The organism is Mesorhizobium sp. M0207 (assembly GCF_040321995.1).
Taxonomy (GTDB): Bacteria; Pseudomonadota; Alphaproteobacteria; order Rhizobiales; family Rhizobiaceae; genus Mesorhizobium.
Window position 1 is genome coordinate 379300 of sequence record NZ_JAMYSQ010000001.1, and the last position, 25945, is coordinate 405244.

Consider the following 25945-nt stretch of genomic DNA (forward strand, 5'->3'; position numbering starts at 1 on the left):
TTCTTGTCCGAAAACCGCATTCCACTTTTCGGGAACACGCGCCTACTCCGCCGCCTGGGCAAAGCCGACCGAAGCCATCGGCCGGAATTCATGCTTGTCCTTGCCGGAAGCACGTTCCGACCATGGGTCGACCTGGGCGAATTTCTGCGAAAAGACGAAGCGGTCGAAATAGGCTTTGCGCTTCTCGCCATCGTCCATGATCTGACGCTTGATCTCAGCTATGCCGACGCGCTTGGCCCATTTGTAGATACGCTCAAGATAGCGACCCTGCTCGCGATACATCTGCGTCAACGCCACGATATGCTCCAGCGCCTCGTCCTCGGTCTTGACCAGGCCGAGCACTTCGGTGCCCTTGATGTCGAGACCGGCGGCGCCGGCGAAATGGATCTCGTAGCCGCTATCGACGCAGATCACGCCGACATCCTTGCAGGTCGCCTCGGCACAGTTTCGCGGACAGCCCGACACCGCCATCTTGACCTTGGCCGGGGTCCACGAGCCCCACATGAATTTTTCGATACGGATGCCCAAGCCGGTCGAATCCTGCGTGCCGAAGCGGCACCAGTCCGAGCCGACACAGGTCTTCACCGTGCGCAGTCCTTTGGCATAGGCGTGGCCGGAGACGAAGCCGGCCTGGCCGAGATCGGCCCATACCGCCGGCAGGTCTTCCTTGCGGATGCCGAGCATGTCAATGCGCTGGCCGCCGGTGACCTTGACCATCGGGATCTCGAACTTGTCGACGACGTCGGCGATGGCGCGCAATTCGGCGGCGTTGGTGACGCCGCCCCACATGCGCGGCACTACCGAGTAGGTGCCGTCCTTTTGGATGTTGGCGTGGACGCGCTCGTTGATGAAGCGCGACTGGTAATCGTCGGCGTATTCGTCGGGCCAGTCGCAGACGAGATAATAGTTGAGCGCCGGCCGGCATTTGGCGCAGCCGCAGGAGGTCTTCCACTCCAGTTCCTGCATGACGGCGGGAATGGTCTTCAGGCCCTTGGCCTTGATCAGCCGGCGGACCTCGTCATGGCCAAGCGCGGTGCAGCTGCACATCGGCTGGACCGCCGCGGGGTTGTATTTGTCGCCGATGGTCAGCACCATCAGCTTTTCGACCAGCCCGGTGCAGGAGCCGCAGGAGGCCGATGCCTTGGTGTGGGCGCGCACATCGTCGAGCGAGGTCAAGCCCCTGGCCGTGATCGCGCCGGTGATCTTTCCCTTGCATACGCCGTTGCAACCGCAGATTTCCGCATCATCCGGCAAGGCTGCAACGGCCGCCATAGGGTCCAGGGGGGCGCCTCCCTGGTAGGACTGGCCGAAGATGAGCGTATCGCGCATCTCGGATATGTCGGTCTGCTTCTTCTTGAGGTCGTTGAACCAGGCGCCGTCCGCCGTCTCGCCATAGAGCACGGTGCCGATGATGCGGTCGTCCTTGAGTACCAGGCGCTTGTAGACACCGGCCGCGGCATCGCGCAGCACGATCTCCTGGCGGTCATCGCCCTCGGCGAAGTCGCCGAGAGAGAACAGCTCGATGCCGGTGACCTTGAGCTTAGTCGGCGTGTCCATGTGGACGAAAGCCGCCGCCTCATTGCCGGCCAGATGGCTGGCGGCGACGCGCGCCATCTCGTAGAGCGGCGCGACCAGCCCGTAGACCTGGCCGTTGACCTCGGCGCATTCGCCGATTGCGTAGATATCGGGATCGTTGCTGCGCATGCCGGCGTCGACGACGATGCCGCGATTGACCGCAATGCCGGCTTCCTTCGCCAGCGCCGCATTCGGCCTGATGCCCACCGCCATGACGACGAGCGTTGCGGGAATGACTGTGCCGTCGGCAAGCTCCACCCGCTCGACCTTGCCGTTGCCGGTGATCGCCTGGGTGTTGGCCTTGGTGATGACCTTGATGCCGCGCTGCTCGACGGCGCGCTGCAGGAGATATCCGGCGGCCGGATCGAGCTGACGCTCCATCAGAGTCGGCATGACGTGCAGCACGGTGACGTCCATGCCCTGCGCGTTCAGACCCGCAGCCGCTTCCAGGCCGAGCAGGCCGCCGCCGATGACGACCGCCTTGGCCCGCGACTGGGCGGCAAGCATCATCGCCCGGACGTCGTCGAGATCGCGATAGGTGAGCACGCCGGGCAGATCATGGCCTGGCACCGGAATGATAAACGGCACCGAGCCGGTGGCGATGACGAGCTTGTCGTAGGGCTCGGTCACGCCATGATCGGAGGTGACGGTCTTTGCCTGCCGGTCGATGGCGACGATCTTGTGGCCCTTGTAGAGGGTGATGCCGTGCTTGATGTACCAGCCGTCGCCATGGATGATGATCTCCTCATAGGCCTTTTCGCCCGACAGAACCGGCGACAGCATGATGCGGTCGTAGTTCACGCGCGGCTCGGCGTTGAAGATGGTGACCTGGTAGCGCCCAGGCGCCTTTTCCAGGAGATGCTCCAGCATGCGCCCGGGGGCCATGCCGTTGCCGATGATGACGAGTTTCTCGGTCATGTCCTGATCCACTCCGCTCTCACTCAGCCGCGTAGGAAAGGCCTGAAGCTTCGGCAGGCGCCGTGCGCTCCATCCGCCGGATGGAAAGATGCATCCAGGCAAAGCAGGTGGCGACGATGACGAAGAGCAGCATGAAGCAGCTCGACCAGACGCCGGTGAGGTCGTTGAGCACGCCGAAGGCGATTGGCAGGACAAAGCCGCCGAGCCCGCCAATCATGCCGACAACGCCGCCGACCGCGCCGACACTCTGCGGATAGTAGGCCGGGATGTGCTTGTAGACGGCGGCCTTGCCGAGGCTCATGAAGAAGCCGAGCACACAGGCAACGGCTATGAAGGCGAGCGGGCCGATCTCGAAATGGAAGGCGATCGGCCCGCTGATACCGCGCACGACGTAGTCTGCCGAGGGGAGAGACAGAACGAGAGTCGCGACGGCACTGACAGCGAAGGTGCAGTAGAGCACGGTGCGGGCGCCGATCCGGTCGGAAAGCACGCCGCCATAGGCGCGGAAAATACTTGCCGGTATTGAATAGGCCGCGCCGATCATGCCGGCGGTCGCAAGCCCGAAGCCGTAGACGCCGATCAGGTAGCGGGGCAGCCACAGCGAGAGCGCCACGAACGCACCGAAGGCGAAGAAATAATAGAAGGCGAAGCGCCAGACCTGCAGGTTCTTGAGCGGCGCGAATTCCTGCAAGAAGCTTCTCTTGGGCGCTGCCTTGCCGGCGCGGCGCTCGCGGATGACCGGATCGTCGCCAGTCGTGAACCAGAAGACGGCGGCCATGACGACGAGTGCTGCCGCCCAGATCAGCGCGACCGACTGCCAGCCCCAGGAGAGAAGCACGAACGGTGCCAGGAACTTGGTGACGGCGGCGCCGACATTGCCGACACCGAAAATGCCAAGCGCCGTACCCTGCTTGCCGGCCGGGAAGAAGCGCGAGACATAGGCGACACCGACGGCGAAGGAACCGCCGGCGAGCCCAACGCCTAGTGCGGCGACCAGCATCTGCCCGTAGGTGTGCGCAAAAGCGAGCAGAAAGGTCGCGACCGCCGCCGCAAGCATGGTCGCGGTGTATACCAGCCGTCCGCCAAAACGGTCGGTCCAGACACCGAGCACCATACGCACGAGCGAGCCGGTGAGGATCGGCGTGCCGACGAGCAGGCCGAACTCCGTCTCGTTCAGCCCCAGCTCTTGCTTTATGCGCACGCCGATGATTGAAAAGATCGTCCACACCGCGAAGCAGACGGTGAAGGCGATGGTGGACATGGCAAGCGCCTGCCGGGGAGCGCTGTCCTGGCTGGGCGCGGCTGGGAGATTTGCGGTCATTTTCTGGCTCCGGTTTGCGGCGTGGGAGGCACCGCCCTTGTCTGTTCGTTCGCGACTGTCAGCGGCGCAGCATCGGCGAACTGGTTGAAACCGACCTTTGCGCGGTCACTTCAAGACCCTTGCCGTCAGTCTTGGCGCCGGCGGGAAAGAGGAGGAGCGCGGCGGTGAACAGCGCCGCCGTCAGCGCGCTGGCGGCCAGAAAATCGCGGCGCGTGAAGTCCGCGAGGGACGCGCCAGTTCCGATCCGTTTCGTCATCGTCGTCTCCGGTTGGCGCCGCTTGGGACCAGCGTGTCGATTGCGTCAAAACAAAAAAGCCGCCGGCCAGGTCTTCGCGTCCGGGATTTCGGGAGCGCGTGTGGACCTGAGCGGCAGCTTTGCCTGTGGCGCCCGCCATTGGACGCCGTGTCACTTGGCCCTTGCGGACCCTACATTTTGGAAAGCAGGAAGCGTGCCAATTCGACAGCGCTCTTAATTATAGAATGAAATCAATATGAACCGCAGCCGCGCGACTTTTGACCAAGCTCGGCAGCGGATCAAAGATTAGTCAAAATGCCTTGCACAGCAGCATAATATTTGTGCAATGCGGTAGATTGCCCATTGCCGATGCAGATTTGCCAATGATGATGACGAGTTTCCAATTATGGCCTTACTCCGCGGCTTCGACGAAGCGGTGGCGTTCGTAGAGGAATTTCAGCACCGCCTCGCGGCAGCGCAGGAAGGTGCGGTCGGAGGAAAGCTCAATGCGCCGACGCGGCCGGGCCAGCGGCACGGGAAGAACCTCGCCGATGGTGGCCGCCGGCCCGTTGGTCATCATGACGATGCGATCGGACAGCAGCACCGCCTCGTCGACATCGTGAGTGATCATGATCGTCGTCGAGCCGAGCCTCGAATGGATATCCATCACCGCGTCCTGAAGATGCGCGCGGGTCAGCGCGTCGAGCGCGCCGAAGGGCTCGTCGAGCAGCAGGATCTTCGGCTCCATGGCCAGCGCCCGGGCGATGCCGACGCGCTGCTTCATGCCGCCCGAAATCTCGGCCGGACGTTTGTCCTTGGCATGCGCCATCTGCACGAGATCGAGATTGCGCATGATCCATTCATGCCGCTCGGCCCGGCTCTTTTTGCCGCCGAAGACCTTGGATACCGCGAGGTTGATGTTTTCGTAGACGGTGAGCCAAGGCAGCAGGCTGTGGTTCTGGAACACCACGGCGCGTTCCGGGCCGGGGCTGTCGACCTCCTTGTCTTCGAGCAGGACGGCGCCGGCCGAGACCTTGGTCAGGCCGGCGATCAGGTTGAGCAAGGTCGACTTGCCGCAGCCGGAATGGCCGATGATCGAGACGAATTCGCCCTTGTCGATAGTCAGCCGGATGTCCTTCAGCACGTCGCTGACCTGGCTGCCGCGGGCGAAGGATTTGTTGATGTGGTCGAGTTTCAGATAGGCCGTCATCGTCCCTCTCCTCACTTTGCCGTTGTGCCGCGGGTGACGAAGACGCCGACCGCCGCGACCAGGCGGTCGAGGCAAAAGCCGGTGATGCCGATATAGGCGAGCGCGACAATGATGTCGGGCAGGCGCGACGAGTTCCACGCGTCCCAGATGAAGAAGCCGATGCCGACGCCGCCGGTCAGCATTTCGGCGGCGACGATGGCGAGCCAGGACAGGCCGATGCCGATCCGCAAGCCAGTGAAGATGTAGGGCGCGGCCGCCGGCACCATGATCTTCACAAAGAACTCGAACTGGTTGAGCCGGAGGATACGGGCGACGTTGCGGTAGTCCTCGGGGATGTTGCGGACACCGACCGCGGTGTTGATGATGATGGGCCAGATCGAGGTGATGAAGATGACGAAGATCGCCGACGGGCTGGAATCGCGGAACGCCGCCAGCGACAGCGGCAGCCACGCGAGCGGCGGCACCGTGCGCAGGATCTGGAAGACCGGATCGAGACCGCGCATCGTCCAGATCGACTGGCCGACGAGCGCGCCGAGCGCGACGCCGACGATTGCTGCCAGGCCGAAGCCCATGGCGACGCGCTGCAGCGACATCAGCACCCGCCAGGCGAGTCCGATGTCCTGCGGGCCATTGTCGAAGAACGGGTGGGCGATCAGGTCATAGGCCTCGTTCCACACCTGGCTCGGCGGTGGCAGGCTGGCCGTGGGCGACGAACAGGCGACCTGCCAGACGACGAGCATAATGGTGATGACGATGACCGGCGGCACCAGCGTGCTGGCCAGCTTGGCGGCGACCGCGGCCGGGTCGAAGCGGCGCCGCGCCCTGGCGGTCAAGGCGATGACCTCGGCGGGCTTGGCCGGTGCGGGGAACGGCTTCACCTTGCGGTCCTCGATGGCTTGGATAGACATTTCTCGAAAAACTCCTTGGCGGCAGGTGCAAGGCAGGCGGCGCTGCCACCGCCTGCCGCGCATCCCTGTCAGGCTCAGGCCGACACCTTGATTTTCAGGCTGTCGAGATAGGCCGACGGGTTCACCGGATCGAATATCTTGCCGTCGAAGAAGGTTTCAGTGCCTCGCGACGTAGACGCCGGAATATCGGCCGCGGCGACACCAAGATCCTTGGCCGCCTCGCGCCACAGATCCTCACGGTTTACTTGGCCGACCAGTGCTTTGATGTCGGTGGTCGGCGCGAACTTGCCCCAGCGGATATTTTCGGCGAGGAACCAGCTGTCGTGGCTCTTGAAGGGATAGGACACGCCGCCCTTCCAGAACTTCATATAGAGGTCGGTGCCGTTGGCGACGCGGCCATTGCCGTAGTTGATGTCGCCCTTGAGGCGGCCGATGATGTCGGCAGTCGGCACGTTCATCCACTGCCGCTTGCCGATGATGGCGGCCATCTCGTCCTTGTTTTCTTTTGCCTCGCACCATTGCTGGGCTTCCATGACGGCCATCAGGATCGCCTTGGTGGCGTTCGGGTACTTGTCGATAAAGGCGGCGCGCAGGCCGAGCGCCTTTTCCGGATGGCCCTTCCACAGTTCGCCGGTGGTGGCGGCGGTGAAGCCGACGCTCTGGTGGACGAGTTGCTCGTTCCACGGCTCGCCGACACAGAACACGTCCATGTTGCCGACCTTCATGTTGGCGACCATCTGCGGCGGCGGCACGACGATGGTCGAGACGTCCTTGTCGGGATCGATGCCGCCGGCAGCCAGCCAGTAGCGCAGCCAAAGATCGTGCGTGCCGCCCGGGAAGGTCATGGCGGCCTTCACCTCCTTGCCTGCGGCCTTTTTCGCAGCGAAGGCGTCCTTCAGCTTGGAGGCGTCGAGGCCGACGCCGGTGCTGGCATATTCCTGGGCGACGGAAATGCCCTGGCAGTCGTAGTTGAGCCGCGCCACGATCGCCATCGGCAGTGGCTGCTTGTTTTGCGTCACCTTGCCGGTGTGCATCAGATAAGGCATCGGCGTCAGGATATGGGCGCCGTCAATGCCGTTGGCTTCGCCGCCGAGCACCAGATTATCGCGCGTCGCCCCCCAGGAGGCCTGCTTGAGCACCTCGACATCGGGCATGCCGAATTTCTCGAACAGGCCTTTCTCCTTGGCGATCATCAACGGTGCTGCATCAGTCAATGCGATGAAGCCGAGCTTGGCGCCGGTGACTTCCGGCGCGGCGGGCGCCGCATAGGCGCCGGAGGGCAGCAGCGCACGCGCCGCGGCCAGCGTTGCCGCGGTGGCCGCGCTGATCCTCAGGAAATCCCGGCGGCTGATCGCCGTTTGGGCGGAATGGCTATTGGTGCTTTTCGTCATCGTCATCTCCGGTTGGGCGCGGCTTGGGATCGGCGCCGTCGATTGCGTGTTCGACCAAAACAAAAAAAGCCGCCGGCCAGGCCGCGCGCGTCCGTCCATCCGGGATCGCGTGTTGACCTGAGCGGCAGCTTTGCCTGTAGCGCCCGCCATTGGACGCCTATTCCGTGACCCGAGAAGAGTCTGCCTATTACAAAGCAGGAACCGTGCCAGTTTCGGAATGGGTGACAAACATCAATGAGATCAACGGCATGCCACAATCTTCGGCGCGCCGGCCCGCTGGGCGAGCAAGCCAAGGATTGTTCATTAGCGCAGTTGCACGCACATTTTTTGTGCAGCGCACAAGAATGCCGGAGAAATGATCAGGCCTCAGCGCGCGCCAATTTCTGGCCGGCAATGTAGGCGTCGATCTCGTCGGGATCGAATATCTGGCCATCGAAGAAGCCATCGGGACCGAGCACCAGGCTTGCCCCCGCCGAACCGACCGGAGTCGCGGCCTTCAGCGCGCCCTCGACCTTGGCATTGGCACCGGGAAGCGCCACGCCAAGCGGCTTCAACGCCGAGCGGTAGAGATCGGGGCGGTAGCAGTCGCGGGCAATAGCGAGGTTTTCCGGCGTGTGCGGGACATGCCCCCAGCGCACCATCTGCGTGTAGAACCACAGCGCATGGCTCTTCCACGGGAAGTTCGCCGCCTTGTTGAAGGGCAGAAAGAAGTCACCGACGGTGAGTTCGGCGCCGCCGCCGAGCGCCAGATGCCCGCTGAGAATCGGCATCTGCAGCGCCGGCGCAAGCCCGAGGAAGGCCGGCTGCGCCATCAGGGCCGCGAGTTCGTCACGGTTTGCCGGATCCTGGCACCAGCGCGCCGCGTGATGAAGCGCACGCAGCAGGGCTGAAAGCGCGTCCGGCTCTCTTTCCGCCCATGCCTTGCGCACGCCAACGACTTTCTCCGGGCTGGTCTTCCAGATGGCCGCCTTGACCGTGGCGATGCGGCCGGTGCCGGCGACGACCGCGGCACTGTTCCAAGGTTCGCCGACGCAGTAGCCGTCGATCCTGCCGGCGGCGAGCGCGTCGGCCATGAATGGCGGCGGCACGATGACGATCTCGATTTCACGCGACGGGTCGATGCCGCAGGCGGCGAGCCAGTAGCGCAATTCGTAATTGTGCCCGGAATGCGGATGGACGACGGCGAAGCGCAGCGGATCGCCGCCGCCATTCGCCCGTTCGCGAATCAGCGCTCGCAATGCCTTGCCGGCCCGCGCCGGATCGAGATCAGGTTGGGCGCCGTGCGCGGCCATACCGGCCCAGACCGCGTTCGAAACCGTCACGCAATTGCCGCCGAGGCCGAGCGAGAACGGCACGAGGGTATCGGAGGCGAGCGGCGTCAGCCCCAGATTGCAGGCGATCGGCATCGGCCCCAGCATGTGCGCCAGATCGAAGTGGCCGATGGCGATGCGGTCGCGGATGTTGGCCCAGGACGTTTCCCGGTTGAGGGTGAGCTCGATTCCTTCGCGCAAAGCAAAGCCGATTTCCTTCGCCGCGACAAGGATGGCGCTGTCGAAGAGCGGCATGAAGCCAGCATTGATCCGGTGCTCGGCCGCCATTCTCAACTCTCCTCGGGATCCAGAAGTCCTGCCGCCGTCACCAGGCTCTGCGCGATTTCGGCGATCTTGCGGTTCTGGTTCATGGCTGTCCTGCGCAGCAGCGTGTAGGCCGCGTCCTCTGACAGGCCGCGCGATTTCATCAGGATGCCCTTGGCGCGATCGATCACCTTGCGGCTCTCCAACTCGCTGCGGGCTTCTTCCAGTTCGCGCGCCATGCGCGAGAAGGCGTTGAAGCGACTGATTGCCATGTCGAGGATCGGCTTGACCCGCTCCTGGCGCAGGCCGTCGACGACATAAGCCGACACTCCGGCTTCAACCGCGGCTTCGATCGAGGCCTGGTCCGAGCGATCAACGAACATGGCGATCGGCCGCTTCACCACGCGCGAAAGCTGGAACATGTTTTCGAGCATGTCGCGGTTGGGATTTTCGAGATCGATGACGATCACGTCGGGTTCGATCTCGGCGATCCGCCGCGCGATGCCGGCGACGTCGTGGATGACCGTGACCTGCTGATGCCCAGCCTCCCGCAATCCCGCTTCGATTATCGAAGCGCGGATGTGGTTTTCATCGATCACCAGAACAGTGAGGGATTTGCGGATCATGCCGCATTTTGCGCAGGCGAGACGATTGTGCAATGCGGCATGGCGAGATTCACGGAAACAAAGCCGGCGTCCAGGCGCCGCCTGAGGAATTGGACGACGGCCGGCGCGACGAACTTGACGCCGCGGGCGCCGGCACCCGCCTGATCGGCTGCCTGCAGGTCTGTCGGCGCACGGTGATCGCGTCGGGCGGAAGCAGACATCGCAAGCGAGGACTCCGGAGGTCGCGGTTGCGCCCTCAAGCCCCGCCTGGTCGACCAGATAGAAGATCGCATTGGCCTGGCCGCCCGGCACCGTCTCGCTGAACTGGATGCGGCTGTCAGGCTGGATCAGACCGAGCAGGGTCACCGCGGCACCTCGACGCCGAGGTTGCGCAGATCGTAGCCGTTGCCGCGCCGCGCCGATTTTCTGGAGTGATAACCGCGCTCGACGCGGCGAATTCGTAACCCTACTCGGCGGCCGTCTCCGATGGCGCCTCTGCCGGCCCCGAAGGTTCGGCCTCGGCACGGGGCTTGCGCCGTGAAAACAGCGACCTGAGCGTGACGTAGAACACCGGCGTCAGGAACAGGCCGACGAAGGTGACGCCGAGCATGCCGGAGAATACCGCGGTGCCGAGCGACTGGCGCATTTCTGCGCCCGGTCCCGTTGCGATCATCAGCGGCACGACGCCGAGGATGAACGAGAAGGCGGTCATCAGGATCGGCCGCAGCCTGAGCCGGCAGGCTTCGACGGCAGCCTCGGCGGCCGACAGCCCGCGTTCCTGCGCCTGCCGCGCGAATTCGACGATCAGGATCGCGTTCTTCGCGGCAAGCCCGATCAGCACGATGAGGCCGATCTGCACGAGGATGTTGTTGTCCAGCCCTCGGAAAGACACGCCGAGCAACGCCGCGAGCACGCCGAGCGGCACCACCAGCACAATGGCGAACGGCAGCACCCAGCTTTCATATTGCGCCGCCAGCGCCAGGAACACGAACAGCACCGACAGTCCGAAGATATAGACAGCGGCATTGCCGGTGTTGCGCTCCTGGTAGGCGAGCTCGGTCCATTCATAGGAGGTACCGGCCGGCAGCGTCTTTGCCGTGATCCCTTCCATCAATGCCAGCGCGTCGCCCGTGGAAACGCCGGGCGCGGCGTTGCCCTGCAGCGGCACTGAGACGTACATGTTGTAGCGCTGGACCAGCGCCGGGCCGGTGACGTCGCGGATCTCGATCAACGTGCCGAGCGGAACCAGCGCGCCGGTCGCCGAGCGCACCTTCAGTTTCAAGATGTCGGCGCGATCGAGGCGGAACGCCTGGTCGGCCTGCGCCCGCACCTGGTAGACGCGCCCGAACGCGTTGAAGTCGTTGACGTAGGCGGTGCCCAAATTGATCGACAGCGTCTCGAAGATGTTGGGGATCGGCACGTTCAGGATGCGCGCCTTGTCGCGATCGATCGCCAGGAAGAATTGCGGGCTCGACGCGGAGAAGGTGGTGAACACGCCCGTCAGCCCCGGCGTCTTGTTGGCCTTGCCGGCGATTTCGTAGGCAAGCGCCAGGATCTGCCGCATGTCGGCGCTGTTGCGCTCCTGGATCTGCAGCTTGAAGCCGCCGGCATTGCCGACGCCGCGGATCGGCGGCGGTGGCAGTGCGATAATGAAGGCTTCCTTGATGCTTTGCAGGCTGCCGAACAGATTGCCGATGACCTGGGTCGCCGACTGGCCGGCTTTCAGTCGCTCGTCAAACGGCTTGAACCTGGCGAAGATCACGCCCGCGTTGCTGGCGTTGGTGAAGGTCGCGCCGGAGAAGCCGGCGAAGGCGACAGCGTAATCGACGCCTGGCGTTTTCTGGATGATCTGCGACGCCTGCTGGATGACCGAATCGGTCCTCGACAGCGAAGCGCCGTCCGGCAACTGGACGACGACGATCGCATAGCCCTGGTCAAGCGACGGAATGAAACCGCGCGGCACCGCCTGCACCATGTAGACCGTGGCGTAGATGAGGGCCGCGAAAACGGCCAGCATGGCGGCCATCGTTATCCACGAGCCGACCAGCACGCGGATAATGCTCGAATACCAATGGGCGACCCTGTCGAAGCCGCGATTGAAGCCGTCGGCGAGCGCCCGTCCGAACCGCGCCAGGAAAAAGCGCGGCGGCGCCGCCGCGGCGTGATGCGGCTTGAACAGCAGTGCGGCCAGCGCCGGCGAAAGCGTCAGCGAATTGAATGCCGAGATCGCCGTCGACACCGCGATGGTGATAGCAAACTGCAGATAGAACTGCCCAGAAATGCCGGGGATGAAGGCTGTCGGCACGAACACGGCTATCAACACCAGCGAGATCGCGATGACGGCCGTTCCGACTTCGTCCATGGTCAGGTGCGACGCCGGACTGGGCGCCAGCCCTCTGGCGATATTGCGCTCGACGTTTTCGACCACGACGATCGCATCGTCGACGACGATGCCGATCGCCAGAACGAGGCCGAACAGCGTCAGCATGTTGAGCGAGAAGCCGGCGGCGTAAAGTACCGCCAGCGTGCCGATCAGCGACACGGGAATCGCCACGATCGGCACGATCGCCATGCGCCACGATTGCAGGAAGACGATGATGACGATGATGACCAGCAGCATCGCCTCGAGGATCGTCTTGTAGACCTCCTGGATCGACTCGGCGACGAACTCGGTCGGATTGTAGACGATGTCGTAGCTCAACCCCTTCGGGAAGTCGCGGGAAAGCTCCTTCATCTTGTCCTGGATCTCCGCGGCTGCGGCGAGCGCATTGGTGCCCGGCCGCTGGAAGATGGCGAGCGCCACCGCCGGTTTGCCGTTGAGATAGGAGTTGGTGACGTAATCCTTGGCGCCGAGCTCGATGCGCGCCACGTCCTGGAGCGAGATCAGGCGGCCGTCGTCGGTCGATTTGACGATCACGTATCGGAAGTCGCGTGCGTCGTTGAAGCGGCCTTGCGTTGTGACCGTGTACTGGAACGCCGTGCCGGTGCTGGTCGGCGGCGCGCCGATCGAGCCGCCCGACACCTGGACATTCTGGTCGCGCAGCGCCTGCACCACATCGCCCGAGGTCATCCCCAGGGCGGACAGTTTTTCCGGATCGAGCCAGATGCGCAGCGAATATTCGCGTTCGCCGAAGATGATGAGGTCGCCGACGCCGTCTAGTCTGAGCAATATGTCGCGCACCCGCGAGCGGGCGTAGTTCGAGACGTAGAGTTGGTCGTAGGTATTGTCGGGCGACAGCATGTGCACGACCATCATCAGGTCGGGCGAGGTCTTGGTGGTGGTGATGCCGAGGCGGCGGACTTCTTCGGGCAGGCGTGGCTCGGCGACCGACACGCGGTTCTGCACCAGCACCTGCGCCTGGTCGAGATCGGTGCCCAGCTTGAAGGTGATGGTCAGCGCCATCGCCCCGTCGCCCGACGAATAGGACGACATGTAGAGCATGCCCTCGACGCCGTTGATCTCCTGCTCGATCGGCGTTGCCACCGTCGCTGCGACCGTCTCGGCGTCGGCGCCCGGATACTGGGCGCGAACGACGATGGTCGGCGGCGCGATCTCGGGATATTGCGCGACCGGCAGCTGGGTATAAGCAATCCCGCCGAGGATCAGCAGGACGATCGAAACGACCGATGCGAAGATCGGACGGTCGACGAAGAAATGTGCGAACCTCATTGCTGCAACTCGGCGGTCTCGGCCCTGGGCGGCAACGTCACCATCTCGACCTTGACCTTGGTGCCGGGCCTGGCGTGCATCAGCCCGTTGACGATGATCGTCTCATCGCCGGTCAGGCCCTGGCGGATCACCCGGTAGCCGTCGAGAAGCGGGCCGGTGCGCACGGGCTTCGCCGACACCATCCCGGCCTCATCCACCAGGAACACGATGCGGCGATCCTGATCGGCGCCGATCGCCTCGTCGGGCACCAGCACGCCGCTATGCGGCAGCGACCCCGGCACGTTGATGCGTCCGAACATGCCTGGCTGGAGAATGCCGTCGGCGTTGGGAAACCTTGCACGCACCCGCATGGTGCCGGTCGCGTTGTCGATCCGGTTCTCGGCAAAATCGAGCTTGCCTTTGAATACCGCCTCCGCGCGGTCGGCGACGCGAACCACCACCTCGAGCCCGCCGGCGCCTTCCTGCATGCTGCCGCCGCGCTCCTTCGCGTCGCGGGCGTAGCTGAAATACAGGCGCTCATCGACGTCGAAATAGAAGTCGATCGGATCGCGCGTAACGATGGTCGTCAGCAAGGTGGAATCCGGCTGCACGAGGTTGCCGACCGACACCAGCCGGCGGTCGATGCGGCCGGACAAGGGCGCCTTGATCTCGGTGAATTCCATGTTCAGTCTGGCCGTCGTCAGCGCAGCCGTCGCGCCCTGCATCTGCGCCTGCGCCGAAAGGTATTCCCGCCGGCGGTCGTCGACCGTCGCGGTTGAGATATTGCCGGTCTTGGCGAGTTCGTCGGCGCGATCCAGCTGCATCTTGGAGAATTCGAGCAGACTCTTGGCGACGTCCACTTGCGACTTGGCGGCATCATAAGCCGCCTGGTACGGACGCTGATCGATGGTGAAGAGCAGGTCGCCCTTGTTGACCAGTGCGCCGTCCTGGAAGCTGACCTTGTCCAGATAGCCGCTGACGCGCGAACGGATGGCGACCTGGTCGAGGGCTTCGAAGCGCCCGACGAACTCGTCGTCTTCGACGATTTCACGGACCACCGGCTTGGCCGCCGTCACCACGGGTAACTGTTGGTCCTGCGCAAACGCAGTGCTGCTGAAAGCCATGCCGAGCAGGAATGCCGCCGACACGGCGGCGCGGGTAAGCCAGCCGGCCGATCGACAGGGTCGCCCGCCCGCGTCGCGATGCAATTGCCCATTCTCTTGGGTGTCCATTTGCGTCCTCGCTCGCTGGACCCGGAGGTCGATTGATCCGCTTCTACGCTCAGGCTTTTCGTCGAAATCAGAGCACTACAGTGTTGTGCATGGCAACATGATCATTTTCGATGTGGGCTGAAATGTCCACCCTGTGGCTGCCCCGCCACCCGCCACTTGCGATGCAGATCCACCGGGCGGTCCGGGGATGCCATTGAGAGGGGGCGGCTAAGACCTGGGAACAGACCTTGGTCCCGTCGGGCTGAACGTCCGCAATCCTTCTTCAAACGTTAAAGCCGCCATTTCGCTATCGGCCCCAAACGCGACGTCTGAGTACTGGTTCGGCGATGAACACTCTGGCGCTTGCTGATGTTGAGCGACGTCAGCTTTCGCCCAAACCGCGTCAGCCCTTACACCACCAACCTCCCCTGCTCCGCGTCCTCTGCATTGGGATCGCCCGGCGCGGTCGCCCAGGCGAGCTCCACCAGCGTCACCGTCCGCCTTCCAACCCCGTCGAGCTGGCAGACGATCAGCCCCTGCTCCTCGATATATATCAGCAGGCGCCGGGCGCGGCGTAGCGAGTGCGAGCCGTAGGCGCGGGCGATCGCCGCGTCGCTCGGGCAGGGCCAGCCTTCCTTGGCGGCGCGGGCGATCATCATGAACACGCCTTGCATGTCCTCGGGGAGCAGCGAGGCGCGCGCCGAGACGTCCTGCCATGCGTCATCGCCTGCCATGTCGGAGCCGAGGCCGGCGCGGGCGCGGGTCAGCATGCGGCGGAACTCCGGCAGGTCCGGCACGACCGAGGCGAGGCCCTCGATGCGGCAGCGGACCACGAACTCCTGATAAAGCACGCCGATGACCCGGAAGCCGGCATCGGGTTGCGCCAGCACGGCGCGCAGCACCCGGTCGACGCGCTCGCGGCGCTCCGCCAAATCCTCGGCGCTGATCGGCGGCTCCACCGCTTCGGGGCGGATTTCCAGCGCCGCCGATTTCGCCGCCATCAGCTGGTCGAGCAGGTCCGGCGACGACCGGCGCTGCGGCCGGACGGTTTCGGGCGGCGGGGCCGCCAGGATGATCGCGCGCGCGTCCTCCAACGCCGATTCCGGCAGCGGCATCAGGCGCGGGGTCGCGTTGCGCGGACTTGTATCGGTCGGGCCGATCCGCAAGCCCAGCGGACGGCGCGACAGCGCCGGGCCGAGCGCCATGAATTGCCCGCGCTCGAGGTCGCGAAAAGCCTCCGCCTGGCGCCGCTCCATGCCGAGCAGGTCGGCGGCGCGCGCCATGTCGATATCGAGAAAGGTCCGGCCCATGAGGAAATTGGAAGCCTCGGCCGCGACGTTCTTGGCAAGCTTGGCCAGCCGCTGGGTGGCGATGATGCCGGCCAGCCCGCGTTTGCGGCCGCGGCACATCAAATTGGTCATGGCGCCGAGCGAGAGCTTGCGCGCCTCGTCGGAAACCTCGCCGGCGACAGCCGGCGCGAACAGCTGCGCTTCGTCAACCACCACCAGCATCGGGTACCAGTGGTCGCGGGCGACCTCGAAAAGCCCGCCGAGAAAGGCGGCGGCGCGCCGCATCTGGTTCTCGGCGTCGAGCCCCTCGAGATTGAGCACCGTGGAGACGCGGTGGATGCGCGCCCGCTCGCCGGCGCTCTGCAGGCCGCGCTCGGTATGCTCCTCGGCGTCGATCACCAGGTGGCCGAAACGGTCGCCCAGCGTCACGAAGTCGCCTTCGGGGTCGATGATGGTCTGCTGCACCCAGGGCGCGCTCTGCTCCAAGAGCCGGCGCAGCAGGTGGGACTTGCCGGAGCCCGAATTGCCCTGCACCAAAAGGCGGGTCGCCAGCAGCTCCTCGAGATCCAGCGCCGCCGGGGCGCCTGCGCTCGTCTGGCCCATCTCGATCGCAACGGTCATGTCTCGACTCTCCTTGCGGAGAGGGCTTATCAATCGCATCACAGCCCGTCGAGCGCGGCATGGCCGGCGCTCCGTGTTGCGCACAGGCTGGATGTCGCGGACGATCGAGGATACGGAACGTACCGTTTCGATTCGATGAGGCTTGTCTCCTCAGGTCGAAAACCGGTACCCGCCTTTCACCGGCTGGGCCTGCCTGGCTTTCTGCGAGCCGGCGCGCGCGGCCGCTGCAAGAATGCTCTCCACCAGATCCTTATCGCGCAGCGGTTTGCCGAGCAGCGGCACGTCGGGGGGCCGGCCGGCGATCGCGTCGGCATCGGCATATCCGGTTATCATCACCGCCGGCCAATCGGCCCGCAGATTGCGGGCGAACCGAATGACCTCCAGGCCCGAGACGAGCGGCATGGCAAAATCGGTGACGATGACATCGAAATCGTACGGCGCGCGCTCGATCATCGCCAGCGCTTCGGCACCGCCCGCGGCACAGGTAACCGCAAAGCCGTGTTGGCGAAGCGATTGCGCCGTCAGTTCCCGCAGTACGTTGCTGTCGTCGATCAGCAGGACCGATGGATAGTCCTCGCCGGCATTCACGACGCTGTCGTCGGCATCGGATTTCTCGGGGATTTCGACCGGACGCTCGATTGAACGCGGCAGCCAGAGCTGGACGGATGTTCCACTGCCGACGGTGCTTTCAATGCGAAGCGTGCCGCCCGATTGCTTGACGAAACCATGCACCGTGCTCAGACCGAGGCCAGTGCCCTTGCCGACCGGTTTTGTGGTGAAGAACGGTTCGACGACCTTGGCGAGAATGTCAGCCGGTATGCCCGACCCGGTGTCCTTGACGGTGACCACGACATAGTCGCCCGCCGAAATATCCTCGGCTGCACGGCCTAGCGTTCGATTTTGCGCCTCCACGATTATCGTGCCGCCGGACGGCATGGCATCGCGCGCGTTGAAGACCAGGTTCATCAGCGCGAGCTCCAGCTGGCTGGCATCGACATGCGCCGGCCACACAGTGTCGTCGACAAGCCAATCGAAACGGATCAGGCCGCCCAGGACCGGGGCCACCAACCCGTTCATTGTATCGCCGAGCGCGGCGAGGCGCACGGCCTGCGGCCTCAGCGTCTGGCGGCGCGAGAACGCAAGCATGCGGTTGACGAGCTCGGCGCCTTGTTTTGCCGACCGGCGTGTCAGTTCCAGAACCTGCCTGGTCTGTCCATCGAACTCGGCGTGGCGCTCGAGCAATCCCAATCCGCTGAGAATTGCGGCAAGCAGATTGTTGAAATCATGCGCCAGCCCGCCGGTAAGCTTGCCGATCGCGTCGAGGCGCTGCGATTGCAGCAGCTGGTTCTCAAGCTCGCGCCGCTCGGTAACGTCCAGCAACGTGCCGAGGATCTCAGGCTCTTTGCCGTCGGAGCCATTCGACAGGACGCCCTGGTCGAGAAAAATCCGGTAATTGCCGTCGGCGCATTGCCAGCGGAATTCGCAGGTGTAGGAGCCGGCGGCCTTGGCTGCGAGCAGGACCTCCCTCACTCTCGGCAGATCGTCGGGATGAACCCGGCTCAGGCCGAAGCCTGGATCGGATGTCAGGCGTTCGGGAGGAAAGCCGGTCAGGCGTTCGACCCCTTCGGTGACAAAGCTGGCGCCGAACGGCGGCTCCGCCGCCCTTGCGTGGAAGCAGACCGGAAGAGAGCTCAAAATGGCATGCTGCCGCTCCTGGGCGCTGCGCAGGGCTCGCTCGGCCTCGAGCTTTTCCTTCTGCGCCTGCAGTGCCTGGGCCAGCAGCCGTTGCTCGGCAGCCGCCTTTTGCTGGATTTCCAGCGTCTTCTCATGAAGTTCGACGAACACGGCGACCTTGGAACGCAGCATGGCCGGGTCGAAAGGCTTGAACACGTAATCGACCGCGCCGGCGTCGTAGCCGCGCAGCATGTGCGCGTCTTCCTTGTTGATGGCGGTGAGAAAAATTATCGGCGTTCGCCTGGATTGCTCGCGCTGGCGGATCAATCCCGCGGTCTCGTAGCCATCCAGCCGGGGCATCAGCACATCCAGCAGGATGACTGCGAAATCCTCCTTCAGCAGTGCGCGCAACGCCTCTTCGCCCGACTGCACGCAGACGACTTCACCGATAGGGGCCAGAACCTCGCCGATCGCCAGCAGATTGCGCTCGTCGTCATCCACGGCCAGGATGCGCGCCTTTGCCGGCCCTGCTGCCGGCGCCATAACCTCCAGCTTCCTTGCTCCGTTTCTCGACAGTTTCTGCATCGAGCGGCCGTCAGTTCACTGCCATGAGCGTCTTTTCCGGACCATGAACACGGGATCGCGAACGGCCGATCCAGACACGCAGCAATGCCAGCAGCAGATCAAGGTCGACAGGCTTGGCGATGTAGTCGGAGGCGCCGGCGTCGAGGCACTTCTGCCGGTCGCCCTTCATTGCCTTGGCTGTGACCGAGATCAACGGGATATGGGCGATCGCCGGCATGCTGCGGATCTGCCGCATCGTCTCGTAGCCATCCATTTCCGGCATCATGATATCGATCAGTGCCGCATCGATGTCCGGGCTCTGCTCCAGAAGCGCGATACCTTCCCGGCCACGCTCCGCATGCAGCACCTGGATGTCATAGGTCTCGAGAACGCTGGTGAGTGAATAGATGTTGCGGATGTCGTCGTCGACGATGAGGACCTTTGCGCCGGCGAGGTCGAACTTGTCCGGCTGTTCGGCTGCCGCACTATTGTTGTCGTGGCCCCGCCCCGGGAGCGTCGCGGATATCAGGAGAGCCAGCTGCGCGAAATTCTCCGCCCGGGGAACGTCTGCCAATGCCGGATGCAAGGCAAGCGACTGTTGCAGCGCTTCCGGATGAGGCGCAAAGAACAGCAGCCGCGACACCGACTGTCCGAACAGGACGGCAATCTCATCCAGCATCTGGGCGTTGTCCTTGGCCGAGCGGCCAAAGCCGAGCACAACGGCATCATAGCCGGCGATGCCGATATCGTCCGCATTCGCGGCGACGCGGCCGATCGCCATGACCGAGGTGACGCCGTCGCGAATCGCGTCGATCAGCGAAAGGCGGCGCTCGGGATCGGGATCGGCAATCAGGACGCGGCGCTGGACGCGGAGCTTTCTGGAATGAATGTCGTGGAAGACCTTCATCAGTTCGTCCGACGATACGGGCTTGGTTGAAATGCTGGATGCACCCTTGCGGGCAAGCACCTCGATGTCTTCGGCGCCCGAGATGACATGAACGGGAATGTCCTTGGTTTTCGGGTCATGGCGAAGCAGATCGAACAACACCCAGCCGTCGATATCCGATAGTCCGAGATCGAGCGTAATCGCGTCGGGAACCAGCTTGCGTGCCAAAGCCAGCGTGCCGGAGCCCGCGGTCGACAGGACGCCTTTCAGCCCGGCCGAACGTGCAAGGCCGAGCAGCAAACCGCCGAAGGTCGGATCGTCCTCGACGATCAGCACGACCCGATCTTCCGACGAGATCGTGTCGCGGTCATCGAGCAATTCGGAGGACGGCGGGCTCGGCTGCGCCGTCGTCGCGGCCACCTCCATCGCCGGCAGCAACGCCGCTTGCGGGGCCAAGGCCATCCGGGGTCCGTCGAATGGAATGACCAGAGTGAACGTCGAACCCTTGCCCGGCGTGCTCTCGACCCTCAATTCGCCGCCAAGCAGCCGGGCAATCTCCCGGCTGATCGAAAGCCCAAGCCCAGTGCCGCCATATTTGCGGCTTGTGGTGCCGTCGGCCTGCTGGAAGGCTTCGAAGATCAGCTTCTGCTTGTCCTGCGGAATACCGATGCCGGTATCGCTGACGACGATCGCGAGCGCCTCCATGGGTTGCGCCGAACCGTTGTGACGGCCCGCCTTTTCGGCCCGGAAATTCAAGCGGACCTCGCCTTGCGAGGTGAACTTGAACGCGTTCGACAAAAGGTTGAGCACGATTTGCTGCAATCGCTTCTCGTCGGTGCGGACGGTCTCCGGAAGCTCGGGATCGACGTTGATGGTGAAGCCAAGTCCCTTGTCGGTCGCCAGTAGCCGGAAGGTTCGCTCCATGTGCTGGCGAAGATGCACCACCGGCATGTCGTTGATGTCGATCGAGACGGTGCCCGATTCGATCTTCGACAGGTCGAGGATGTCGTTGATCAGGCTCAAAAGGTCGGTGCCGGCCGAATTGATGGTGCGCGCGAACTCGACCTGCTTGTCGTTGAGATTGCCCTGCTGGTTGGTTGCGAGCAGGTTTGAAAGGATGAGCAGCGAGTTCAGCGGCGTGCGCAGTTCGTGGCTCATATTGGCGAGGAATTCCGACTTGTATTTCGAGGTAAGCGCCAGCTGCTCGGCCTTCTCCTCCAGCGCCCGCCGCGCCATCTCGATTTCCAGGTTCTTGTTCTCCACCTGCTTCTTTTCGTTCTCGAGCAGCTGCGCCTTTTCCTGCAGCTCCTCGTTGGTGGCGTGCAGCTCCTCCTGCTTCTTGGTCAGTTCGGTCTGACGCGCCTGCAATTCCGAGGTCAGCAGCTGCGACTGCTTGAGCAGGCCTTCGGTGCGCATGGTGGCGGCGATGGTGTTGAGAACGATGCCGACGGATTCCATCAGCTGGTTGAGGAAGGACTGGTGCGTGTCGCGGAATTCGCTGAACGAGGCGAGTTCGATGACGGCCTTCACCTCGTCCTCGAACAGAGCCGGAAGAATGATCACGTTCGCCGGCGCGGCATTGCCAAGGCCGGAGGTAACGCGCAGGAAATTCGGCGGCACATTGTCCAGCATGATGGCGCGCTTGTCGGCGGCACTCTGCCCGACAAGCCCTTCACGCAGATCGAGGCGTTGCTTGATTTCCGCCTTGCTTTCGGCGCCATAGGAGGCGGCGAGCTCCAGATAGAATTCATCCTCGTCGCGGTTGGTCACATAGAACACGCCATATTGCGCATTCACCAGCGGGGCGAGTTCGGACATGATGAGGCGCGAGACCGTGGCCAGGTCACGCTCGCCCTGCAGCATGCGCGAGAAGCGGGCGAGATTGGTCTTCAGCCAGTCCTGCTCGGCATTCTTCAGCGTCTGGTCCTTCAGATTGCGGATCATCTCGTTGATGTTGTCTTTCAGCGCCGCCACCTCGCCGGAGGCCTGGACGCTGATCGAGCGGGTCAGATCGCCCTTGGTCACCGCCGTCGACACCTCGGCGATGGCGCGCACCTGGGTGGTCAGGTTGGCCGCGAGCTGATTGACGTTGTCGGTCAGGTCGCGCCAAAGGCCGGCAGCGCCGGGCACCCGGGCCTGGCCGCCGAGCTTGCCTTCGATGCCCACTTCGCGGGCGACGTTGGTCACCTGGTCGGCGAAGGTCGCCAGCGTCTCGATCATGCCGTTGATGGTGTCGGCGAGCGAGGCGATCTCGCCCTTGGCATCGACCGTCAGCTTGCGCTTGAGATTGCCTTGCGCGACCGCGGTCACGACATCGGCGATGCCGCGCACCTGGTTGGTCAGGTTCGTCGCCATCAGATTGACGTTGTCGGTCAGGTCCTTCCAGGTGCCGGCGACGCCCTCGACCCGCGCCTGGCCGCCGAGCTTGCCCTCGGTGCCGACCTCGCGGGCGACACGCGTCACTTCGCCGGCAAAGGAGTTCAGCTGGTCGACCATGGTGTTGATCGTCGATTTCAGCTCCAGGATCTCGCCCTTGACGTCGACGGTGATCTTCTTCGACAGGTCGCCGCGCGCCACAGCGGTGGTCACCTCGGCGATGTTGCGGACCTGGCCGGTCAGGTTCTCGGCCATCGAATTCACATTGTCGGTCAGATCCTTCCAGGTGCCGGCAACGCCGCGCACCTGCGCCTGGCCGCCGAGCTTGCCTTCGGTGCCGACCTCGCGCGCCACGCGCGTCACCTCCGAGGCAAAGGAATTCAGCTGGTCGACCATCGTATTGATGGTGTCCTTCAGCTCGAGGATCTCGCCGCGCACATCGACGGTGATCTTCTTCGACAGGTCGCCCAGCGCCACTGCCGTCGTCACCTCGGCGATGTTGCGCACCTGGCCGGTCAGATTGGCGGCCATCGCATTGACGTTGTCGGTCAGGTCTTTCCAGGTACCGGCAACGCCGCGCACCTGCGCCTGGCCGCCGAGCTTGCCGTCCGAACCGACTTCGCGCGCCACGCGCGTCACCTCGGAGGCGAAGGAATTCAGCTGGTCGACCATCGTATTGATGACGTCCTTGATCTGCAGGATCTCGCCCAATGCATCGACGGTGATCTTCTGGGTCAGGTCGCCGGTCGCAATCGCGGTTGCTACCTTGGAGACGTCGCGTAATTGCACGGTCAGATTGCCGGCCATGGCATTGACGTTGTCGGTCAAATCTTTCCAGGTGCCGCCGACGCCCTCGACATGCGCCTGACCGCCGAGCTTGCCCTCCGACCCCACTTCGCGCGCCACACGCGTCACTTCCGAGGCGAAGGAATTGAGCTGATCGACCATCGTGTTGACGGTGTCCTTGAGCTCGAGGATTTCGCCCTTGACGTCGACGGTGATCTTCTTCGACAGGTCGCCGCGGGCAACGGCGGTCGTCACCTCGGCGATGTTGCGGACCTGGCCGGTCAGGTTGGCGGCCATCAGGTTGACGTTATCGGTCAGGTCCTTCCAGGTGCCGCCGACGCCCTTCACCTCGGCCTGGCCGCCGAGCTTGCCTTCGGTTCCGACCTCGCGCGCCACACGCGTCACTTCCGAGGCGAAGGAATTGAGCTGGTCGACCATCGTGTTGATGGTGTCCTTGAGCTCGAGGATTTCGCCCTGCACGGCGACGGTGATCTTCTTCGACAAGTCGCCCGAAGCGACCGCAGTCGTCACCTCGGCGATGTTGCGGACCTGGCCGGTCAGGTTCTCGGCCATCGAATTGACGTTGTCGGTCAAGTCCTTCCAGGTGCCGGCGACGCCGCGCACCTGAGCCTGGCCGCCGAGCTTGCCCTCGGTACCGACCTCGCGGGCGACACGCGTCACTTCGCCGGCAAATGAGTTCAGCTGGTCGACCATGGTGTTGATCGTCGATTTCAGCTCCAGGATCTCGCCCTTGACGTCGACCGTGATTTTCTTCGACAGGTCGCCAAGCGCCACGGCCGTGGTCACCTCGGCGATATTGCGCACCTGGCCTGTCAGATTTTCGGCCATCAGGTTCACGTTGTCGGTCAGGTCCTTCCAGGTGCCGCCGACACCTTCGACGCGCGCCTGACCGCCGAGCTTGCCTTCTGTACCGACTTCGCGCGCGACGCGCGTCACTTCCGAGGCGAAGGAATTGAGCTGGTCGACCATCGTGTTGATGGTGTTCTTGAGTTCGAGGATTTCGCCTTTCACGTCGACGGTAATCTTCTTCGACAGGTCGCCGGAAGCGACGGCGGTCGTCACCTCGGCGATGTTGCGCACCTGCCCGGTCAGGTTCGTCGCCATGGCGTTGACGTTGTCGGTCAGGTCCTTCCAGGTTCCGGCCACACCTTTCACGCGAGCCTGGCCGCCCAGCTTGCCTTCGGTGCCGACCTCGCGCGCCACGCGCGTCACTTCCGAGGCGAAGGAGGCCAGTTGCCCGACCATGGTGTTGACGATCTTGCCGATGCGCAGAAACTCGCCGCGCAGCTGCCGGCCGTCGATTTCGACCATCATCGTCTGCGACAGGTCACCCTTGGCCACCGCGCCGATGACGCGCGCCACTTCGGCCGTCGGCTGAACCATGTCCTCGATCAGATCGTTGACGGAACGGACGCTCGATTCCCAACTGCCGGTGGCGTTGCGGACACGGCCGCGTTCGCCGATCCGGCCATCCTTGCCGACGACCTTGCTGAGGCGTTCGAACTCGCGCGTGACCTGATCGTTGAGTTCTACGATTTCGTTGAAGGTGTCGGCGATCTCGGAATCAAGGCCGGCGTAGACATTGTCGATACGAACGGAGAAATCACCGCTCCGAAAAGCCTTCAGCGCGTTCAGTATTTGACGACGGTCCAATTGCCTTGTGGATGCAAGCACGCTCACAGCGCCCCTCCCAGCTCACGGATTTCTTGAATGTCCTGGTGAAACTGTCCCCTGCGGCCGACACAACTCCCCGCAAGCGCAAGAACGCGGCATGCTCGATTTGGTTCCAGACGAAATTGCCGCTATGCGGCAGGAATTTCGCAGCCGCATTCACGAAACGACGAGCAACAAAGATCCATAATGATTGTATCGATCAATATTTCTGCCCAACGGAACATCTCGAAAAAACTCTCGTTGGTATAGATCGCGATCCAGCGATGCAACTCGATGGAGACACTAAGATGATGAAAATTCTCTCTGCATCCCTACTTGCTATCGGCCTGGCCACATCTGCCATGGCACAATCCATGGGCTCCGGGACCGGTAGCGCCGATGGCAATACCGGCGTCAACACAGGCACTTCCGGCGGCAACACCGGGACCGGCAGCGCAACTACCCCGAACACGATCGATCCGAACGTAACGAACGCCACCACGCCGCAGACAAACGGTATGGAGGACCGCTGTAAGGATACGGCGAGCAGCGATACCGACAACAATACCCCCAGCGGCGCCATGACGTCGGATATGCAGAACTGCAACAAGTAACGGAGTTTTGCGCAGCGGTCATTTCAGCCCGCGGCCTGGTCCAGACCGGTGCTCGCGGTTCAAACCACAGCCAGAAATATGCACAGACCGGGCACGGGCTCATTACTTCTGAATGGATCGGCGAGCCCAAGCCGGGCGGCCGATTAACTAGTCTCAGCTAGGTTCTGCGATAGGCGGCGGCCAGCCCGGCGGGCGGGGCGGCCGTTCTGCTGATTTTCGCGGAGAGAACTGGTGGAGCCAATCGGAATCGAACCGACGACCTCTTGAATGCCATTCAAGCGCTCTCCCAACTGAGCTATGGCCCCACTCCGGCAGTTCACCGGCGCCGTTTCCGGCGAAGAGATCCGGCGCGGGTTCTAGACCGCGCCGTTAGTGAAGGCGGCTTCTAACCCCGCCTTCAGTCAATATCAAGCCTTCAAGAACCGCTTTTTCTAAGCAGCGCCGCGAAAGCCGGCGAATGCGGTTCGCTCAGACTTCGTCGTCGTCTTCGCCGACGCCGATCATGTCGGCAACGTCGTCGTCTTCTTCCTCCTCGTCGGCGAGGAACGTGTCATCCTCGTCATCGCCAAGGTCAACGTCGTCTTCGTCATCGCCGAGATCGGGAAGCTCGTCGGCCTTCGCGTCCTCGTCCGCCTCTTCGAGCGAGACGACCTCGACGCCCTCTTCCTCCTCGGCGTCCACTTCCTTCTCGGCAACTTCCTCTTCCTCCTCGAGGGCGGCGATCTTGCCTTCTTCGAAATAGGAGCGCGGATAGCTCTTGCCCGTGTAAGGCGAGACGATCGGGTCCTTGTTCAAGTCATAGAATTTTCGACCTGTCTCCGGGTCGATGCGTTTGGTGCCAAGTTCGGGTTTTGCCACAGCAAG

At 63.6% G+C, this 25945-nt stretch carries 16 protein-coding genes and 1 tRNA gene; 1 reads left to right on the forward strand and 16 read right to left on the reverse strand.

What is annotated here, in order from left to right; genetic code table 11:
* Positions 1 to 42: 42 nt before the first annotated feature.
* The 14 genes from nirB to NKJ15_RS01825 all read right to left on the reverse strand — a co-directional run bounded on the left by nirB (position 43) and on the right by NKJ15_RS01825 (position 24488).
* Positions 43 to 2493, reverse strand: a complete 2451-nt coding sequence (gene nirB / locus NKJ15_RS01760; RefSeq protein WP_023676296.1) for a nitrite reductase large subunit NirB — start codon at positions 2491 to 2493, stop codon at positions 43 to 45.
* A 19-nt stretch (positions 2494 to 2512) separates the two neighbouring features.
* Positions 2513 to 3814 (reverse strand): MFS transporter, encoded by a 1302-nt coding sequence (locus tag NKJ15_RS01765; protein ID WP_352540396.1) that lies wholly within the window; start codon positions 3812 to 3814, stop codon positions 2513 to 2515.
* Between the two features lie 58 nt (positions 3815 to 3872).
* On the reverse strand, positions 3873 to 4070 hold the full coding sequence (locus NKJ15_RS01770) for a twin-arginine translocation signal domain-containing protein (protein ID WP_352469909.1): 198 nt from the start codon (positions 4068 to 4070) through the stop codon (positions 3873 to 3875).
* Between the two features lie 391 nt (positions 4071 to 4461).
* Positions 4462 to 5259, reverse strand: coding sequence for an ABC transporter ATP-binding protein (locus NKJ15_RS01775; protein WP_352681456.1), 798 nt, complete (start codon positions 5257 to 5259; stop codon positions 4462 to 4464).
* An 11-nt stretch (positions 5260 to 5270) separates the two neighbouring features.
* Positions 5271 to 6167: a nitrate ABC transporter permease gene (ntrB, locus tag NKJ15_RS01780; protein WP_352813843.1), complete on the reverse strand. Its 897-nt coding sequence runs from the start codon at positions 6165 to 6167 to the stop codon at positions 5271 to 5273.
* A 74-nt stretch (positions 6168 to 6241) separates the two neighbouring features.
* On the reverse strand, positions 6242 to 7558 hold the full coding sequence (locus NKJ15_RS01785) for a CmpA/NrtA family ABC transporter substrate-binding protein (RefSeq protein WP_352813845.1): 1317 nt from the start codon (positions 7556 to 7558) through the stop codon (positions 6242 to 6244).
* Between the two features lie 359 nt (positions 7559 to 7917).
* Entirely contained in the window at positions 7918 to 9156 is a 1239-nt protein-coding gene (locus tag NKJ15_RS01790) for a CmpA/NrtA family ABC transporter substrate-binding protein (RefSeq protein ID WP_352813846.1), read from the reverse strand.
* A gap of 2 nt (positions 9157 to 9158) precedes the next feature.
* Positions 9159 to 9758, reverse strand: a complete 600-nt coding sequence (locus NKJ15_RS01795; RefSeq protein WP_254816075.1) for an ANTAR domain-containing response regulator — start codon at positions 9756 to 9758, stop codon at positions 9159 to 9161.
* Positions 9755 to 9958, reverse strand: a complete 204-nt coding sequence (locus NKJ15_RS01800; protein ID WP_352813847.1) for a hypothetical protein — start codon at positions 9956 to 9958, stop codon at positions 9755 to 9757. Before NKJ15_RS01800 ends, NKJ15_RS01795 begins: the two co-directional genes overlap by 4 nt.
* A gap of 245 nt (positions 9959 to 10203) precedes the next feature.
* Positions 10204 to 13407, reverse strand: coding sequence for an efflux RND transporter permease subunit (locus NKJ15_RS01805; RefSeq protein WP_352540391.1), 3204 nt, complete (start codon positions 13405 to 13407; stop codon positions 10204 to 10206).
* The gene (locus NKJ15_RS01810) at positions 13404 to 14510 is read right to left on the reverse strand and encodes an efflux RND transporter periplasmic adaptor subunit (RefSeq protein ID WP_352470181.1); all 1107 of its coding nucleotides are present in this window, start codon (positions 14508 to 14510) and stop codon (positions 13404 to 13406) included. The genes NKJ15_RS01805 and NKJ15_RS01810 overlap by 4 nt, the downstream gene beginning before the upstream one ends.
* Positions 14511 to 15007: 497 nt before the next feature.
* A complete protein-coding gene (locus NKJ15_RS01815) occupies positions 15008 to 16507 on the reverse strand; it encodes a helicase HerA domain-containing protein (protein WP_352813848.1) in 1500 nt (499 codons plus the stop codon).
* Between the two features lie 150 nt (positions 16508 to 16657).
* The gene (locus NKJ15_RS01820) at positions 16658 to 18724 is read right to left on the reverse strand and encodes a PAS domain-containing hybrid sensor histidine kinase/response regulator (RefSeq protein WP_352813849.1); all 2067 of its coding nucleotides are present in this window, start codon (positions 18722 to 18724) and stop codon (positions 16658 to 16660) included.
* Positions 18725 to 18776: 52 nt separating this feature from the next.
* Positions 18777 to 24488 (reverse strand): HAMP domain-containing protein, encoded by a 5712-nt coding sequence (locus tag NKJ15_RS01825; RefSeq protein ID WP_352814103.1) that lies wholly within the window; start codon positions 24486 to 24488, stop codon positions 18777 to 18779.
* A gap of 44 nt (positions 24489 to 24532) precedes the next feature.
* On the opposite strand from NKJ15_RS01825, the gene NKJ15_RS01830 reads away from it, so the two are divergent.
* A complete protein-coding gene (locus NKJ15_RS01830; protein WP_352813850.1) occupies positions 24533 to 25081 on the forward strand; it encodes a hypothetical protein in 549 nt (182 codons plus the stop codon).
* 229 nt (positions 25082 to 25310) lie between these two features.
* Here NKJ15_RS01830 and NKJ15_RS01835 read toward each other — a convergent pair.
* Both NKJ15_RS01835 and NKJ15_RS01840 read right to left on the reverse strand, forming a co-directional pair.
* Positions 25311 to 25386: transfer RNA gene (locus NKJ15_RS01835), tRNA-Ala, on the reverse strand.
* Positions 25387 to 25549: 163 nt separating this feature from the next.
* Complete coding sequence (locus tag NKJ15_RS01840) at positions 25550 to 25939, reverse strand: TIGR02300 family protein (protein WP_023676282.1); 390 nt, start codon at positions 25937 to 25939, stop codon at positions 25550 to 25552.
* Positions 25940 to 25945 lie beyond the last annotated feature (6 nt).

What these genes read in the sequence shown, in the direction of transcription:
- nirB (WP_023676296.1), bottom strand. Translation starts at nt 2,493, where the DNA reads ATGACCGAGAAACTCGTCATCATCGGCAACGGCATGGCCCCCGGGCGC.
- NKJ15_RS01765 (WP_352540396.1), bottom strand. Translation starts at nt 3,814, where the DNA reads ATGACCGCAAATCTCCCAGCCGCGCCCAGCCAGGACAGCGCTCCCCGG.
- NKJ15_RS01770 (WP_352469909.1), bottom strand. Translation starts at nt 4,070, where the DNA reads ATGACGAAACGGATCGGAACTGGCGCGTCCCTCGCGGACTTCACGCGC.
- NKJ15_RS01775 (WP_352681456.1), bottom strand. Translation starts at nt 5,259, where the DNA reads ATGACGGCCTATCTGAAACTCGACCACATCAACAAATCCTTCGCCCGC.
- ntrB (WP_352813843.1), bottom strand. Translation starts at nt 6,167, where the DNA reads ATGTCTATCCAAGCCATCGAGGACCGCAAGGTGAAGCCGTTCCCCGCA.
- NKJ15_RS01785 (WP_352813845.1), bottom strand. Translation starts at nt 7,558, where the DNA reads ATGACGAAAAGCACCAATAGCCATTCCGCCCAAACGGCGATCAGCCGC.
- NKJ15_RS01790 (WP_352813846.1), bottom strand. Translation starts at nt 9,156, where the DNA reads ATGGCGGCCGAGCACCGGATCAATGCTGGCTTCATGCCGCTCTTCGAC.
- NKJ15_RS01795 (WP_254816075.1), bottom strand. Translation starts at nt 9,758, where the DNA reads ATGATCCGCAAATCCCTCACTGTTCTGGTGATCGATGAAAACCACATC.
- NKJ15_RS01800 (WP_352813847.1), bottom strand. Translation starts at nt 9,958, where the DNA reads ATGTCTGCTTCCGCCCGACGCGATCACCGTGCGCCGACAGACCTGCAG.
- NKJ15_RS01805 (WP_352540391.1), bottom strand. Translation starts at nt 13,407, where the DNA reads ATGAGGTTCGCACATTTCTTCGTCGACCGTCCGATCTTCGCATCGGTC.
- NKJ15_RS01810 (WP_352470181.1), bottom strand. Translation starts at nt 14,510, where the DNA reads ATGGCTTTCAGCAGCACTGCGTTTGCGCAGGACCAACAGTTACCCGTG.
- NKJ15_RS01815 (WP_352813848.1), bottom strand. Translation starts at nt 16,507, where the DNA reads ATGACCGTTGCGATCGAGATGGGCCAGACGAGCGCAGGCGCCCCGGCG.
- NKJ15_RS01820 (WP_352813849.1), bottom strand. Translation starts at nt 18,724, where the DNA reads ATGGCGCCGGCAGCAGGGCCGGCAAAGGCGCGCATCCTGGCCGTGGAT.